Below are 15,670 nucleotides of genomic sequence, written 5' to 3'. Positions count from 1 at the left end.
TTTTTATTTTAAAGACATTGATTGTTAATTATATGAACATTGAAAAAATGGTTGTTAATAAGATGAAAATGAGTAGAAAAATAAATCCAATCTGCTGCTATTGCAATAGTAACATTCAAGTACGAAAATATGGATATGCTCGTTCTGGTTATCAGCGTTATTATTGCGCCTTCTGTAAAAAAACGTTTCAAGTTAATTATATTTACCAGGGAAATGAAAGGAGTGTTATTTTACAGATAAGAAAATTATTTGATGAAGGATATGATGCGACATATATTTCTAACTTATTGAAAATTAATGCCAACATAGTTAGTGGATATTTATTTAACTCTAAATACTTTCGTTAATAACATCATAAACAAAGAGATAGAATTTTTTTTAATCACATAAAAAAGGAATATTATGGATATTAACTTACACAATAGGGAGTTTAATTTTTCTTATCTCTCTAAATTTAAAAAACATTCACCGCAACGTCATTTATTGGCGATTAGCTTTCTTAGCCTTAGCTCAGCTATTTTATTGCAGCCTACACAGGCCGCTGATATTGGTAGTCAATACGGCTCAAATATTACAGTTAACGACGATGACAGAATCATTGCTAACATGGACGATGGGTCAGGAAACCTCTATGGAGTAATAAATCCCTATAACAGTACGGGAACTATCAATCTTGGTAATAACGTTTACGAAGTTGAAATTAACGACCTTGGGACTCTAGAGGAGAATAATGCAGGAGAATCTTATTATCCCAATGGCATTACTAACTATCATGTCTCCGCTGACGGTCGCGTGGTGATAGGTTTTTCTACTTATTCTAGTAGTAATACTCATGCCTTCCGGTATAACGAGGGTGACAGCAAGATGACTGACCTTGGGACCCTGAAGGCGGATAATACAGGCTCCTCTTCTGCTAAAGCGGTCTCTGCCGATGGTCGCGTGGTGGTGGGGACTGCTACGACTGACACTGGTGATACTCATGCCTTCCGGCATAACGAGGGTGACAGCAAGATGACCGACCTTGGGACCCTGAAGGCGGATAATACCGGCTCCTCTTCTGCTCAAGCAGTCTCTGCCGATGGTCGCGTAGTGGTGGGGGCTGCTTCGACTGACTCTGGTTTTACTCATGCCTTCCGGCATAACGAGGGTGACAGCAAGATGACCGACCTTGGGACCCTGAAGGCGAATAATACCGGCTCCTCTTCTGCTCAAGCAGTCTCTGCCGATGGTCGCGTAGTGGTGGGGGCTGCTTTGACTGACACTGGTGATACTCATGCCTTCCGGTATAACGAGGGTGACAGTAAGATGACCGACCTTGGGAGCCTGAAGGCGGATAATACCGGCTCTTCTTCTGCTCAAGCAGTCTCTGCCGATGGTCGCGTAGTGGTGGGGACTTCTATTAATGACGCTGGGTTTACTCATGCCTTCTGGCATAATGAGGGTGACAGCAAGATGACCGACCTTGGGACCCTGAAGGCGAATAATACCGGTAACTCGAGTATTGCTATGATCGCAGCCGACAGTCGCGTAGTAGTGGGGACTGCTATGACTGACACTGGTTTTACTCATGCCTTCCGGTATAACGAGGGTGACAGCAAGATGACCGACCTTGGGACCCTGAGGTCGAATAATTCCGGAGTCTCTTATGCTAAAGCGGTCTCTGCCGATGGTCGCGTAGTGGTGGGGTACTCTGATAGTGACATTCCCCCTATTGGTACATATATTCAGGATCATGCCTTCCTGCATATAGAAGGTGATAGCAAAATGATCGATTTAGGGACTCTGAGGGCGGATAATACCGGGTACTCGAGAGCCTCAAGTATTTCTGCTGACGGCCATATAATTACTGGATATTCACTTACTGACGATGAGCACACCCATTCTGTTATTTGGAAGTTGAAAATACCGACAGACCCAACAGACCCAACAGACCCAACAGACCCAACAGACCCAACAGACCCAACAGACCCAACAGGTCCAGTATTGCCACCAGAAGTTATCATCGTTGATAGAGATAATAGTAATGAGGCAATGGGTGATACTGCAAACAGAGGATTTAAGGTATTAGGTTTGTATCAAAGTGCTTTAACCACCCTAAATGATAGTCGTTGCCAATTGGGAAGCGAAGATCGCTGCGTTGGAATATTCAGTCAGCTTGATAGTGTGCACAGTAACCATCGTGTCGCGACAGGTATTTTTGGCGCACTCAGGTTTCCTGAGGAAAGTTGGATAATGGGTGGAGCCATTAATTTTACCAATCATACTATGTTGATGGATAACTATGACACTCGCGGTAATGTGAAACCGGGAGTAAGTGCATATGTGCGTTATCAACCCAACAAGGATGAAAGCGGATTGCATGTAGAATTATCAGGTGCTTTTTTAAGTCAAAATATTCAAATTACTCGAGATAAGCTGGCTAACACAGAAGCGGGTAAAGGTGATTCAAAAATAAAAGGCTATCAAGCTCGATTATCAACGGGCTATACAATGAATCTCGGTGAACGCTTACAAACTGGCCCAGTAGCATCGATAGTACACACATACATTACTCGTGACGGTTATACAGAAAGAACTCAGGCAGAGTTTCCTGCGACTTATGGCAGAATGGGAAATAGGCAAACAGACTTGCAATTAGGAATGGATGTAAAATATGTCTTAAATAATAGTCTGAGTTTGGATGGTGGCTTAGGAACAAATATCAAGCTAGCCAGTCAGCAAGATGCCTTTAGTGGAAAAATTGATTATATAGGTGCCTATACTTATTCGAAGGGGAAAATGAATGCAATACGGCCATATAGCTATGTCGGTATAAACGTAACCCCTACAAATAGTTCGGTATTTAGAGTGCAGTTAGGCTGGCAACAAACAGACTATCGGGGAGATGCCGCTCAGGTTGGTATTAGTTACTCTTACCGATTTTAGTTTGTAATTGTAGACATCCTCCTCTCCCTAAATGATGAGGAGGATATCAAAAGGTTGAATTTATCTAATCCAGTGAATTGTATGAAAATCGCTAAGGCTTTAACATTAATCGCCACAGTCGCAGTTATTGCTAGCCGCTGCTGAATTTAATATCCAACTCAACCTCTAGGGCAAGGATTGCTACTGTGTTCAGCCCGAAATCTGCCCCCCATCAGGTTCTTGCTTCATCGAGTAACCTAAAGCTGCTATTTCCCCACTGGCTAATGCGGCACACTCCGCAGCTAAAATACCACTGACAATTTTGCTAAGTTTTAACAATATTGGGAAATGCGATCTATTTATGCAGAGCGCACGCCACCTACTTTCCTATGCTTCTTAAAAATGAATGAACTGAACTTTAACACGTTGCGAACAGAACCTATTTATGGCGCACCAGCCGATGCGCCATCCCCAACTAGAATGCTGAACTAAAACGCCGTCTCCATAGACTCCAGCACGCTATAGTCCTCATCCACCAGATAAATGGTTTTCCACTTGTCGAAGGTAATGCACGGGTGGGAGGTGCCGAACACCAACAGATCGCCAACCTTGAGCGTCAGGCCTTTGCCGTAGCGCAGCATGGCGTGCTGGTCCATCAGGTTTTCCGTATGGGCAGAATCCGCCTCAAACGGCAGTTTCTTACCGTCGCGATAAAGGGCAATCGGCTGCGGCAGGCCGGTATCAAAGGCCACATCGCGCTTGCCAAAGCCTAAAATCGCCAGCCCAGGCTCCGGTAGTGACTGAACGCAGGCCACCAGCTCCAGAGCGGAAGCCAGATCGCCCCCTAAATCGCAGGACAGCGGATCCCGAGCCCTCAGCGCGTCCTGCGCCTGCTGGTACACGCCGCGATCGTGGGTGATGTAGCAGCCGGGGCGGATCACATAGCGAAAACCGGTTGGCAGCTCGGCCTGTTTTAACTGCCGACACACCACGTCGTACCACACCGAGCCCGCACCGGTCAGCAGCGCTTCGTTGACGTCAGCAAACGCGCCGTCGGCAGCCAGTCGCTGGGTCACGGTCAGTACCCGCTTCAGGAAAGCGTCGATAGTTGCTAGATCGGCCTGCTCGTCGTCGCTGTGAATAACCCCTTCATAGAACTCTATGCCGGACAGCGTCAGGCCCGGCAGTTGGCGAATTAGCGCCGCCAGCGCGTAGGCCTCTTCTTCAGTACGACAGCCGCAGCGGCCGCCGGACACACCCAGCTCCAGCAGCACTCGCATCTTCTGCCCCTGAGAGGCGAAGTAGTCCGACAGCTGGCGAGCGTTGGTCTCGCTATCCACACAGCAGTAAATCGGCACCGCTGAGTGCTTCATTAATTGGGAGACCAGCCGGATATTGGCCTTACCCACCAGCTGGTTAGCCATAATGATGTTCGGCACACCCGCTTCTATCGCCACCTTGGCCTGAAAGGCCGTGCCGACGCCGATCCCCCACGCGCCCGCTTCAACCTGACGGCGAAAAATCGCCGGCGTCATGGTGGTTTTACCGTGAGGTGCCAGAGAAACGCCGCTGCTGGCGGCATAGCGCTGCATCCAGCGAATGTTGTTGTCCAGCGCCTTTGCCTTAACGATCGCGACGGGCAGGCAGACGTCTTCATCAATGACGTTAATCTTTTCAGGCGTTGCCGGCAGCGCCGCTGCCTTGTGCTCTGCATTAACGGGCAGTGTATTGGCCGCTTTCATTCTGTTTTCCTCTCTGTTCCTTAAACGCGCACGCCGAGGGGTTTAACCCCCTCGGCATTAAGACGAAATACGTTCCGCCGCCTTATTTAGTATTCTCACGCTCGTCAGTGATCATCTTCAGTACTTCTTCACGGCTCAGCTTATTCTTCGGTGTAACCAGTGTAACCACTACCGCAGCCACCAGACTTACCGCCAGAGCAGGCACAACCGGGTTACCCAGCGCAGCCGACCAGGCAGGCGTCAGAATAACAGACAGTGAAGTCATGCTGCCGCCCAACAGCGCCGCGATGCAGCCCTGCCAGTTGAAGCGGTGCCAGAACTTACCCAGCAAAACAGTCACACACATACCGGACATAATCATCGAAATCATCTTGGTGATATAGCCGATGATGTCGTTAGACGTCAGAGCAAACACCAGCGCCAGAGCGATAACGCACAGCAAGAAGAGGCGAGACAGACCGATAGCCTTTTCCGGCGGCGGCATCTTGCCGGTGATCATGGTGTAGATGTCGCGCAGAATGATAGACACCCCGGCAATAGCATCAGAACTGCCTGACGACATGTTAGCGGACATCCCTGCAATCAGTACAACCATCGCCAGCACGTAAGGCAGAGAGTTGGTCGCATACAGGAAGGCAAAGCTCGGGTTCTCAAGGTTCGGGTTCATCACGTGAGTCGCCATACCGATAATCGCCGGCAGGAAGGAAAAGCCCATGTACAGCAGGCCAGTAATCACGAATGACTGACGAATCGCCTTAGTAGACGCCGCAGAGTAAATACGCTGGCGGTAGGAGGGCGTCGCCAACACGCCGATGCCGATAACAATCGACAGCGAAATAGCAGGCATTACACCGAGTTTACCCACACCAAACAGCGTAAAGGCCTTCGGATCGGTGTTGGCTACCACTGTGTCCCAGCCGCCGACGTAGCTGACTGACATCACCGCCAGTACGATAAAGCCGAGGAATAACACGATAGACTGTAGCGTATCGATCCACGATACCGCCTTATAGCCGCCGATACCGACGTAGAAAATAAAGCCAACGGCAACGATAATCTTAGCCACGTTAATATCAATATCCGCCGCCCAGGCCAGATACAGACCACCACCCAGAATGTGCGCGCCCAGCCAGCCGATAGAGGCCAGGAAAATCAGCAACGCCACCAGGTTTTTGACGATCTTGCTGCCGCCGGTGTAATAGCAAATCTCTTCGCTCATGGTCATGAAGCGCATGTTTCTGACGGGGCCGAACAGCCACGCGGTCAACAAAATGCCCGTTGCGCCGCCGATGCCGTACAGCATGCCCGCCCAGCCGTTGGCATAGCCAAAGCTAACCGCACCGATACTAGAGCCAGTGCCAACCATCGTACCGACCGTTGAACCCAGCGTCAGCAGCATTGGCAGCTTACGACCGCCCAGAATAAAGTCTTCGCCGGTTTTCTGGTGGCGTGTCACATACCATCCCACCAGCATCATGCAGCCTGCGTAGAGGAAAAACCACACCAGGAAATTATTATGTTCCATAACGTATCCTTTTTTATCAGATGGTTATCTGACATTAACTCTTAAACTTGGCGTTAAAGCAGGTGAGATCTACTTCCACCATGCAGTCAACCACCAGATCCGCCACACAGCAGACTCTGGCCGGTGGATGTTCAGAAAAGAAGCTCTTAAACACTTTGTTAAACGACTGGAAATAGCGGGCATCGCTTAAAAACACTTTCATGTGGACAATGTCCTCTTTGCCAAATCCCGCCTCAGTCATAATGTCTAGGCAGTTCTGAATCGCCTGAGTTGACTGAGCGACGATGCCGCCGTCGATGATTTCGCCGTCAACCATTGGCGTTTGGCCGGAAACGTACAGCCAGCCGTCAGCAGCCACTGCTTTGGCGAAGGGAAGAGCCTGTCCGCCTGTACCCTTGCCGCCCTCTACGCCGTATCTTTTAATCATGTTGTTCTCCGTTTTTTACATCGTTATCTTTGATTAAGAATTCTTGGTTAAAAACCTGCCAGCGCGATGGCCCGTCATCTGCTTATCGCGATAGGTTAAGGTTCCGTTGACGAAGACATACTCAATGCCTTCGGCCTTCTGTTTCGGATTTTGGAAAGTGCCCGCCTCGTTGACGCGCTCTGCATCGAAGATCACGATGTCGGCAAAGTAGTTCTCTTTAATCAGCCCCCGCTCTTTAAGAGAGAAGCGCGCGGCTGACATACCGGTCATCTTGTAAACAGCAGTAGCCAGTGGGAACAGCTTCTCGTCGCGGCTGTAATAGCCAAGCACGCGCGGGAAGGTGCCCCAGAGTCTTGGGTGCGGGTTCGGATCGCAGGGCAGGCCGTCAGAGCCGATCATCGAGCTTGGGTGCTTAAGCACTCGCCTGACGTCGTCTTCATGCATCTGGAAATAGATGGCTCCGGCGGGCAGCAGCTTCGCCGCCGCGGCGTGAACGTCCACGCCCCATGCCTGACCTATCTCTTGCAGGGTTTTACCGGCCATTTCCGGGTGCGGCGTCGACCAGGTGATCAGAATGTCGTAATCCTCAGTGACCTGACTGACATCGAGGTTGGACGACCCAGCGCGGTACGGGTAGCAATCGCAGTTGATCTCCTGCATCTTTTGATACTTCTCAATCAACGCTAGGGTTTCTACCGTACGACCCCAGTTTTTAGCGCCCGCACACTTGTGGTGAGAAATTTGCACCGGCACTTTGGCATGGCGACCAATGGCGAACGCCTCGTGCATGGCGTCAATAATGCCGTCGTACTCGGTACGCATATGGGTGGTATAAAGGCCGCCGAACTCAGCCAGCAGTTCGGACAGCGCGCAGATCTCTTCCGTGGATGAGTTGATGGCGTTACCGTAAGAAAGACCGGTACTCAGGCCGAGCGCCCCCTGTTCCAGCGCCAGCTTCAGGGTTTTACGCATCTCGGCAACGTTAGCCTCATTGGCTGGCTCAAGCAGCGTTTCCACACAGTTATTGCGCAACGTCGTGTGGCCAATCAGCGTGCCGACGTTCACCGATGGCATAACTTCCGCAATCTTTTCCCGATAGCTAGCCACGTCCGGGTAGCTAAACTCGTCAAGCTCGCCCAGCAGGTTGATAGGATCCGGCACTTCGTCCTTCATCACCGCACAGGCCGCACTGATACCGCAGTTGCCGACGATGAGACTGGTCACGCCCTGAGAGGTTTTTTCTACATAGTCAGGGTACTTAACCACGATCAGATCGTCGTGGGTATGCACGTCGATAAAGCCGGGCGACAGCACCAGGCCGGTACAGTCGATAACCGCATCTGCCCCATCGCTGATGGAAGGGGCAATACGAACGATGCGATCTCCTTTGACCGCCACGTCAGCAACGTATCCCGCACCGCCGGAGCCGTCGATAACGGTCGCATTTTTAAACAGATAGTCATACTGCATAGCTGTTCCTCATAAGTACAAGTCGGCTAACAAGTAGCCTAAAAATAGGTGCCTTAGTTCCGCGCAACGGCCTGCCGATAGGCGTTGATAAACGCATCTGCCTTCTCTCTGGTTTTTTCTGGCGTTTGTCCTGCTTTATAAAGATCGCCACCGAGTCCCGCTCCAGCACAGCCCGCGTCTAAATAGTCCGACAGGGTGTCTGGAGTCACGCCGCCAACGGCGAAGACCTTCACGTGTTTCGGCAGCACTGACTTCAGAGCACTAATGTAAGCCGGGCCAAAGGCGCTGGACGGGAACAGCTTGATGCTCTCTGCCCCCGCATCGATGGCGTTAAACGCCTCGGTTGCCGTCGCGCATCCGGGCAGCACCACCATGCCGTAATCCACCGCCCGACGGATGACGTCCGGATTGGTATTAGGGGTCACAATCAGCTGGCAGCCCAGCTCAGCCAGCCTGTCGACCTTCGCAACATTAAGTACCGTACCCGCGCCAATCACCGCCTTCGCACCAAAGCGTTCAACCGCCAGTCCAATGCTGGTTTCCCAGTCCGGCGAGTTCAGCGGGATTTCAATAGCGTCAAACCCGGCCTCAATCAGTTGAGAAATATGGGCTTCCACCTCGCTAGGGGTAATGCCCCTCAGGATGGCGACCAGCGGCATTTTTACTGTCTTGCTCATTTCTGTTGTCTCCTTAGCGCTGCGCCGACGCGGCGGCGGTGTCGATATTGGCGATGACGTCCATCACCGAAATCGCCCCTAGCCCTGACAGAGGCCGGAGCGGATCTTCGTTAATCAAAACAGGCTCACCGAGAAAGAACGCATCGCGGGCAATAAGCCGCGCTAGCGCCTCTTTCACGATCGCCTTGCCGCTAATAACCACGGTAGTTGACGGCGTCAGCGCCAAAGCCTGACTGTTTTTCATCGCCAGCAGGTCGGAATAAAGCACCGCTCCCAGTAGGAAATTGGCGCGCTGGTTCACTGACGCAGAGGTAAAGAGATCGAGAATGCGAACGGAAAAGCAGCTGCGCGCTATACCGACGTTCCGACAGGCATCAGCCCCTTTCAGCAGGTATTCTTCGTCAATCTCATCGGCAAACTGATGGCCTAAAGAACCGGCCAGAATCGTCTGATGGCTCAGAACGTCCAGCAGCTCACCGGCCATGGTGGTGGCGCAGCCGACAATGCGCTGCTGCTCATCAATACGCACAAACTTGGAGTGAGAACCGGGCAGAACTAACAGCGCAGGGCCACGAACGCTCTGAGAGGCCAGCAGGCCGAAGGTTTCAACCTCTTCCCCGCGCATCACGTCCATGGCGTCGCAGTTTTCCAAACTGACGCTATCAACGGCGTTTTTAACACCGGGAATAAACCAAATAGGCTCTGGACTGATTTCTGGAATCACGCGCGCCACGGTGCCTTTCGCCAACGTGTCGAGAGAAACGGGCGCCTTCAGGTGGGGCAGCTGACAAAGCCCGACGTCAGAGGTAATCATTCCCGATGCAACCAGCGTAAGTGCTCGTTTGTCCTGCTCGTCAACGGCGGCCAAAGCGCTATCCAGCGTCTTTCGAATCCCCTTCACCAGCGTGTCGCTGCTGCCCGTTTTAGCCGTATCCCTTACGCCAACGGATTCGTTCGCACAGGCAATCACCTCGCCGTTTTTCCACACTCTGACTCTCGTATTCGTCGTGCCGGAGTCAATGGTTACAATAAGCATGCTGTTTCCTTAATGAGGCTGTGTCCCGCCACTGTCCGCGGTGGCGGGACACAGCCTAAAGTCTAAACTCAGAAACCCATAAAATGGAATGTCATTCCGTTTTTATAGGCTAGATCGAATTCATTGGAATGTCGTTCCATTTTTGATAGAATCGTGAGGCGCATCACAACACAAGTACGACGCCTTAACGGCAGAGTGAGTAAAAATCCGGCAGCAAAGGCCGTTTAGCGTCAGAAAATATCGGTGATAGAATAAAAAGGCTTACACGCTCACGCTGCGTAACCGCGCGTTTTGCCAGCGAAAAAATTGTAGGTACAATATTGTAGATGCAATGGGAAAGTGATTAATTCGGGGAAACGGCAATGTCGAAAAACGAAAGTATGAATTCCTCTAACATCGATAAGGTGTTAACCATTTTAGAGGAAATCAGTAACCACTCTGACGGGATCTCTCTGGCGGAGCTGGTCAAGCAGACTGACATTCCTAAAACTACCGCCTTTCGCATACTGGAAACCCTTAAAGAGCGTCAGTACGTCACGCTAGACGCCATCACCGAACGCTATATTCTCGATCTGAAAAGCCTTGAACTGGGCATGAAAGGGTTAATGAACGTTAACCTGGTTGAGGTTGCCATCCCCTATTTGAAAAAGCTCTCCAGCAAAACGTCGGAGACCTGCTTTCTGGGCGTTTATAACGCCGGCTTCGTCGTCTATCTCTATAAAAGCGAAGGAACGCTCTCCATTCAGACCAACGCCAAGCTGGGCGCTCGCCTGCCCGCTTTCTGCACCGGTATCGGCAAGGCACTGCTCGCCTTTCAACCACAGGAAGAGATCGATCGCGTGCTCAACGAGCCGTTAACCCGCTTCACCGAGCGCACCATCGTTGACAGAGTGGCGCTGTATGAAACGCTGGCCGACATTCGCCTTAAGGGCTACTCGCTGGACAACGAAGAGAACGAAGAAGGGCTGACCTGCGTCGCCCGCCCGGTGTTCAACTATACCGGTAGCGCCATCGGCGCTATCAGCGTAGCGGGACCAAGTCACCGCATGCTGCGAAAAATTGACGAGGTTAACGACGAGCTGGAACAGGTCTGTTCGCTGATCTCTCGCCGTCTGGGGCACATTCCCGGCTAGGCCACCTTTATCCAAAGAGGCGTGTAGACTTTTTCATCCGTTGGGCACACAGTAGGAATACAGTCCCAGCCTTGGAGAACACGCCCTTGGAAAACTCGTCCTTGGAAAACTCGTCCTTGGAAAACAGCATCCTTATTTATGCCTACCCCTACAGCCGTTCAACCCGAGCGCTGTGGACCGCACAAGAGCTCGGGCTTGACTACGATGTCCGATTTATCGACGTTAAAAGCAAAAGTCGCCTTACGGAAAACGGCGACTGCCCGCATCCTCTGGTCAAAGTCCCTGCCCTGATCGATAACAGCGTTCAACTGTTTGAATCCGTCGCTATATGCAAGTATCTGGCTGAAAACTACGGCGGCGACTGGCTGTATCCAACGGAGAAAAAGGCGAGGGCGGAAACGGATATGTGGCTGTCCTATGCCATCACTGACCTTGAACAGCCGCTGTGGACAATGTTAAAGCATACGATGCTATTGCCCGAAGCGCTCCGCGTCCCCGCCATTGTTCCCGTTGCCCGCGCAGAATTTGAGCACGCACTCCGAGCACTGCCGGAAACGCTAACGCCCGTTGGACAAGCCTTTACACTGGCAGACATTTTTATCAGCCACGTTCTTTCTTGGGCCAAAGGATTAAGCATTGCGCTCTCATCGCCACACGAAGAATATATCAAGCGTTGTCAAAGCAGGCCTGCCTTCCTTCAGGTGCGCAAACAGGAAGCCGAAGCAGCAGAGCGAATGAAAAATGAAGCGCGAGGCGCGTAGAAGAAAATTGCCCTAGCCGTTGCCTAAAATAACCGCTAGGTTATGGATAAGTCACCCATACATATTTATCCCCGCCTCCCGCTGAACGCGGGAAGTAAAGAAGGAGCCACCATGACGCCAATCAATCCCGACAGACTCGTCGCATGGCGCAGACAGCTGCACCAGTATCCTGAAATAGGCTGGACAGAGTTCGTCACCACGGCAACGATAATACAAACGCTGAGAGAGATGGGCCTTGCCGTTAAACCCGGCCCGCTGATTATGCGCCGAGAGAGCATTCTTGGCCGCGACGAGCAGCTGGTGGCAAAAGCTATTGAGGCCGCCAAGGCAAAAGGCGTCTCCCCAGCACAGCTGGATGAAATGGACGGGCTAACCGGCTGCATGGCAGAACTGGATACCGGCATTCCCGGCCCCACGTTCGGCTTTCGCTTCGACATCGACTGCGTTGCGGTACAAGAATCTAACGACCGAGAACACCGCCCTAGCGCAGAAGGCTTTCGCCTCCCAGTGCTCTGGCCTAATGCACGCCTGCGGCCATGATGGGCATAGCGCCATCGGACTCGGCGTTGCCGCATGGCTGTGCCAAAACCGCGCTGCGCTACGGGGCAAGTTCAAACTGATTTTTCAGCCTGCGGAAGAAGGAGTCCGCGGCGCTCGCCCCATTAGCGACAGCGGCGTACTTGATGACGTTGACTACCTGTTCGGTATGCACCTCGGCTGTAACCTGAAAAAAGGCGAAGTCGCTCTGGATCCGCAAGACTTCCTCTGTACGACCAAGCTCGATCTCTATTTTGAAGGCCTTCCGGCACACGCGGGCGCCGATCCGGAAAAGGGTCACAACGCTCTCTTGGGTGCCTGCCTTGCCGCAGGGCAAATTATGGCTGCACCGCGCCACAGCGGCGGAATGTCTCGCATTAACGTCGGCACACTGCATGCCGGCGAGGGGCGCAATGTGATCCCGGCTACGGCGAAAATGGAAGTCGAGGTGCGAGGACAAACGGCTGACATTACCCACTATCTGGTGGACTATGTTGAGCGCTGCGCTCTGGGTGCGGCACAGATCCACCAGCTAGCCAGCAGAATAGAGAAAACCGGCGAAGCACTAGATTTTACCAACGATGCGGAAATGGTTGCGATTATGCAAAAAGTCGTCAATCGCCATCCAGAACTAACGAGCATCAGCGCCTCCTTGGGTGGAAGTGAAGATGTCTCCCTAATGGTTCGTCGCGTGCAGGAGCACGGCGGCAAAGCCGTTTTCTTTATCGTCGGCGCCTCACAAACCGCCGGGCACCACCACGCCCGCTTTGATATCGACGAAACCTCGCTGGCAACGGGGCTTACGCTGTTTACCGAAGGTGTCCAAACGATTCTTGATATTGCCTAACCGACTCAGAGCGGCGTACCCGTGCGCCGCTCTAAAGCTCTACAGGACAGGGCACTGCGCAAGACGCTAAATAAAGATTCCGGTTTAAGCCTTCAGCATAATGTCTTACCATAGCGGCTGTTTTTTTATTATTCAGCTGCCAACGGACTTAACATGCGTTATCTACACCTCTTTCTGCCATTATTTCTTTTACTCACTGCCTGTAGCAGCACTTCTGACCTCAGCGCCAAGAAAGAGCTGGAAAACACTAACTCTGGCGGATTCAAGCTGGATCCCGAGCACAACATTCACCCCCTGTCCGGCGACTTTTCCGGCAATCCACACGCCGAACGCTTTGTTGACAATATGGTGAAAACACACGGTTTCGATCGACAGCAGCTTCAGGACGTGCTGGCGCAGACCAAACGTCTGGACTATGTCCTTAACCTGATGGAAAAACAGGCTCCCGCGCCAAAAACCACCACAACACAGGCACCAAGCATGCCGGTACCAAACGGCTCCTGGATCCGCTATCGGAACAAGTTCATCACTGCCGATAACGTGCAAAAAGGCGTTGAGTTCTGGAATCAGTATGAGTCAGCGCTTAAGCGAGCGGAACAGCAGTACGGCGTACCGCCAGAAATTATCGTCGGTATCATTGGCGTAGAAACCCGCTGGGGAAGGGTGATGGGGAAAACGCGCATTATCGACGCGCTGGCAACGCTCTCTTTTAACTATCCGCGCCGTGCCGCCTATTTCACCAAAGAGCTGGAAATTTTCCTGATGATGGCGCGCGCCGAGGGTAAAGATCCGCTCTCGCTGCAGGGTTCTTACGCTGGCGCCATGGGCTACGGTCAGTTTATGCCATCGTCCTTTAAAGACTATGCCATCGACTTTAACGGCGACGGACACGTTAACCTGTGGGATCCGGTTGACGCCATCGGCAGCGTTGCCAACTATTTCAAAGCGCACGGCTGGAAGTCAGGCGAGCGCGTCGCCGTTGTGGCTCAGGGAGAAGCCCCCATGCTTAAGCACGGCTTTAGCACGCGCTACTCCGTGTCGGCTCTCTCCTCTGCGGGTCTAAAGCCAACCGGCTCACTGGACGGCCATAAAGAAGTTAGCCTGCTGCGTCTGGATATGGGAAAAAGCTTTCAGTACTGGTACGGGCTGCCTAACTTTTACGCTATTACTCGGTATAACCACAGCACCCACTACGCAATGGCCGTGTGGCAGCTGGGGCAAGAGGTTTCTGTCAGCCGCAGGATGAAGTAGCCACGCCGCTATCGGGCGTCAATAGAAATACGGTTTCTGCCGCTCTTTTTCGCCTGATACAGCTGCCTGTCAGCCGAGCGGTAAATATCCTCGACGGATATATCCCTATCAGGCGTCACCACAGTGACGCCTATACTTATCGTCAGCGGGATCTTGCTGCCATCCACACTGGTAAACACGTGCCGCTGAACACGCTTACACAGGCGGCCGGCCTTGCTAACGGCCTCTATCTTGGTCAGATTGGGCAGCAGCAGGGCAAACTCCTCGCCCCCAATGCGCCCAACAATGTCGCTACTTCTCACTGTGCTCTTCATCAGCTTGACCATTTCAACCAGCACCCGATCGCCGCTATCGTGACCAAAGCCGTCATTGACGGACTTGAAGTAGTCAATATCGATAACCATCATGGCAAAAGTGATCCCCTCTGCCTCAGCGCGCCTTTTTAACTCGTGCAGATGGGCAAAAAAGGAGCGTCGATTAATGGCCGACGTCAGCGTATCACTGTCGGCAATGACCTCCAGCTCCTGAAAGCTGCCGCCGCGAATATACTCTCCGATATGCCCCCAAAACAGAGACAGGACAATAGCGCCCAACAGGTTAAGCAGGGCGGCGCTGTTCTGATTAAACGCTGGCCATGTATCTATATGCGATAGAATGAGGATCAGAATGACAAAGAAATAGCAGAGGCTGTAGGCAATACCCTGCCTACCGCCGAGTAGAAGAAAAGCAAACCCGGCGGGGATCACCAGATAGGCGCTAATTTGGTACTCTCCCTGTAGCGCCCAAAAAACGATAATCACCAGCAGCGAAGACAGAATAACGGTAAACCACACGCTCTGCTTTAATCGCCCTCTGGCCCATAAATCTAACAGAATCACAATGCCAAGAAAGCCGCAGACGGCGTTACACAGCGCCGCTAGCGTACTCTGTGCGATATACAAATGAACCGGAACAAACGCGAAAGCGCCGATGGCAGTAAAGATGTTGGTATAAACCACATGCTTTACCTTCCGCTCATCTTCAATGCGGTCTAGCGACACAGAGTGAACAATAGCGCGCTTAATCAGCCGGGTATAAAGAACAGAAATATACTTTTTCATGAATGCCGCTATCACCAGATGAGTAGAAATCGCCAACGCTGACGCTAAATAACCCGCATCCTGTGCTTTCACCTCCCTGTACAGCCCTGCCAATTCATTGCATTCTGACGTCAGATACCGAATCGATATTGTTTACAGGCTCTGCCTAATAATAATCCATAAACCCACAGTTCACTGAAAAAAGGCAATTTAGGTGGAATGATTGCCGTGCCAATAAGATACATAGCGCAAAAGTGTTGCTAAAGAGAGTCGATCCCCCA

General features: G+C 51.8%; 13 protein-coding genes. 6 read left to right on the top strand and 7 right to left on the bottom strand.

From position 1 onward, the window contains the following. Positions 1-402: 402 nt before the first annotated feature. On the top strand, positions 403-2,925 hold the full coding sequence (locus tag DQM29_RS00355) for an autotransporter domain-containing protein (RefSeq protein ID WP_111738786.1): 2,523 nt from the start codon (positions 403-405) through the stop codon (positions 2,923-2,925). Positions 2,926-3,392: 467 nt separating this feature from the next. On the opposite strand, the gene DQM29_RS00350 is transcribed toward DQM29_RS00355, so the two are convergent. The 6 genes from DQM29_RS00350 to DQM29_RS00325 form a co-directional block, all read right to left on the bottom strand. Beyond that, positions 3,393-4,646 carry an amino acid deaminase gene (locus DQM29_RS00350; protein ID WP_111738785.1) on the bottom strand — a complete coding sequence of 418 codons (1,254 nt, stop codon included), beginning with the start codon at positions 4,644-4,646 and terminating at the stop codon, positions 3,393-3,395. Between the two features lie 82 nt (positions 4,647-4,728). Next, the gene (locus DQM29_RS00345) at positions 4,729-6,171 is read right to left on the bottom strand and encodes a sodium:solute symporter family protein (RefSeq protein WP_111738784.1); all 1,443 of its coding nucleotides are present in this window, start codon (positions 6,169-6,171) and stop codon (positions 4,729-4,731) included. A 34-nt stretch (positions 6,172-6,205) separates the two neighbouring features. After that, on the bottom strand, positions 6,206-6,598 hold the full coding sequence (locus tag DQM29_RS00340; RefSeq protein WP_111738783.1) for a RidA family protein: 393 nt from the start codon (positions 6,596-6,598) through the stop codon (positions 6,206-6,208). Positions 6,599-6,631: 33 nt separating this feature from the next. Then, on the bottom strand, positions 6,632-8,068 hold the full coding sequence (locus tag DQM29_RS00335; RefSeq protein ID WP_111738782.1) for an N-acyl-D-amino-acid deacylase family protein: 1,437 nt from the start codon (positions 8,066-8,068) through the stop codon (positions 6,632-6,634). A 53-nt stretch (positions 8,069-8,121) separates the two neighbouring features. Next, on the bottom strand, positions 8,122-8,745 hold the full coding sequence (locus DQM29_RS00330; protein WP_111738781.1) for a 2-dehydro-3-deoxy-6-phosphogalactonate aldolase: 624 nt from the start codon (positions 8,743-8,745) through the stop codon (positions 8,122-8,124). 13 nt (positions 8,746-8,758) lie between these two features. Beyond that, complete coding sequence (locus DQM29_RS00325) at positions 8,759-9,781, bottom strand: 2-dehydro-3-deoxygalactonokinase (RefSeq protein WP_111738780.1); 1,023 nt, start codon at positions 9,779-9,781, stop codon at positions 8,759-8,761. A 362-nt stretch (positions 9,782-10,143) separates the two neighbouring features. Between DQM29_RS00325 and DQM29_RS00320 the strand changes: the two genes are divergently transcribed. The 5 genes from DQM29_RS00320 (at position 10,144) to mltB (ending at position 14,310) form a co-directional block, all read left to right on the top strand. After that, positions 10,144-10,914, top strand: coding sequence for an IclR family transcriptional regulator (locus DQM29_RS00320; RefSeq protein ID WP_111738779.1), 771 nt, complete (start codon positions 10,144-10,146; stop codon positions 10,912-10,914). Positions 10,915-11,000: 86 nt separating this feature from the next. Further along, the gene (locus DQM29_RS00315; protein WP_170126462.1) at positions 11,001-11,675 is read left to right on the top strand and encodes a glutathione S-transferase family protein; all 675 of its coding nucleotides are present in this window, start codon (positions 11,001-11,003) and stop codon (positions 11,673-11,675) included. A gap of 111 nt (positions 11,676-11,786) precedes the next feature. Continuing rightward, positions 11,787-12,215, top strand: a complete 429-nt coding sequence (locus tag DQM29_RS18595) for a zinc-binding metallopeptidase family protein (protein WP_332102932.1) — start codon at positions 11,787-11,789, stop codon at positions 12,213-12,215. Beyond that, on the top strand, positions 12,196-13,059 hold the full coding sequence (locus DQM29_RS00310) for an amidohydrolase (RefSeq protein WP_332102931.1): 864 nt from the start codon (positions 12,196-12,198) through the stop codon (positions 13,057-13,059). The genes DQM29_RS18595 and DQM29_RS00310 overlap by 20 nt, the downstream gene beginning before the upstream one ends. 153 nt (positions 13,060-13,212) lie before the next feature. Continuing rightward, positions 13,213-14,310 carry a lytic murein transglycosylase B gene (gene mltB, locus DQM29_RS00305; RefSeq protein ID WP_111738777.1) on the top strand — a complete coding sequence of 366 codons (1,098 nt, stop codon included), beginning with the start codon at positions 13,213-13,215 and terminating at the stop codon, positions 14,308-14,310. 8 nt (positions 14,311-14,318) lie between these two features. Here the strand turns inward: mltB and DQM29_RS00300 are convergent, their stop codons facing one another. Continuing rightward, entirely contained in the window at positions 14,319-15,410 is a 1,092-nt protein-coding gene (locus tag DQM29_RS00300) for a GGDEF domain-containing protein (protein WP_145960316.1), read from the bottom strand. Between the last annotated feature and the right edge of the window lie 260 nt (positions 15,411-15,670).

The organism is Leminorella richardii, assembly GCF_900478135.1.
Lineage (GTDB): Bacteria > Pseudomonadota > Gammaproteobacteria > Enterobacterales > Enterobacteriaceae > Leminorella > Leminorella richardii.
This window is presented reverse-complemented; position numbering and strand designations above follow the sequence as displayed.

What these genes read in the sequence shown, in the direction of transcription:
- DQM29_RS00350 (WP_111738785.1), bottom strand. Translation starts at nt 4,646, where the DNA reads ATGAAAGCGGCCAATACACTGCCCGTTAATGCAGAGCACAAGGCAGCG.
- DQM29_RS00340 (WP_111738783.1), bottom strand. Translation starts at nt 6,598, where the DNA reads ATGATTAAAAGATACGGCGTAGAGGGCGGCAAGGGTACAGGCGGACAG.
- DQM29_RS00320 (WP_111738779.1), top strand. Translation starts at nt 10,144, where the DNA reads ATGTCGAAAAACGAAAGTATGAATTCCTCTAACATCGATAAGGTGTTA.
- DQM29_RS00355 (WP_111738786.1), top strand. Translation starts at nt 403, where the DNA reads ATGGATATTAACTTACACAATAGGGAGTTTAATTTTTCTTATCTCTCT.
- DQM29_RS00335 (WP_111738782.1), bottom strand. Translation starts at nt 8,068, where the DNA reads ATGCAGTATGACTATCTGTTTAAAAATGCGACCGTTATCGACGGCTCC.
- DQM29_RS00300 (WP_145960316.1), bottom strand. Translation starts at nt 15,410, where the DNA reads ATGAAAAAGTATATTTCTGTTCTTTATACCCGGCTGATTAAGCGCGCT.
- DQM29_RS00310 (WP_332102931.1), top strand. Translation starts at nt 12,196, where the DNA reads ATGCACGCCTGCGGCCATGATGGGCATAGCGCCATCGGACTCGGCGTT.
- DQM29_RS00345 (WP_111738784.1), bottom strand. Translation starts at nt 6,171, where the DNA reads ATGGAACATAATAATTTCCTGGTGTGGTTTTTCCTCTACGCAGGCTGC.
- DQM29_RS00325 (WP_111738780.1), bottom strand. Translation starts at nt 9,781, where the DNA reads ATGCTTATTGTAACCATTGACTCCGGCACGACGAATACGAGAGTCAGA.
- DQM29_RS18595 (WP_332102932.1), top strand. Translation starts at nt 11,787, where the DNA reads ATGACGCCAATCAATCCCGACAGACTCGTCGCATGGCGCAGACAGCTG.
- mltB (WP_111738777.1), top strand. Translation starts at nt 13,213, where the DNA reads ATGCGTTATCTACACCTCTTTCTGCCATTATTTCTTTTACTCACTGCC.
- DQM29_RS00330 (WP_111738781.1), bottom strand. Translation starts at nt 8,745, where the DNA reads ATGAGCAAGACAGTAAAAATGCCGCTGGTCGCCATCCTGAGGGGCATT.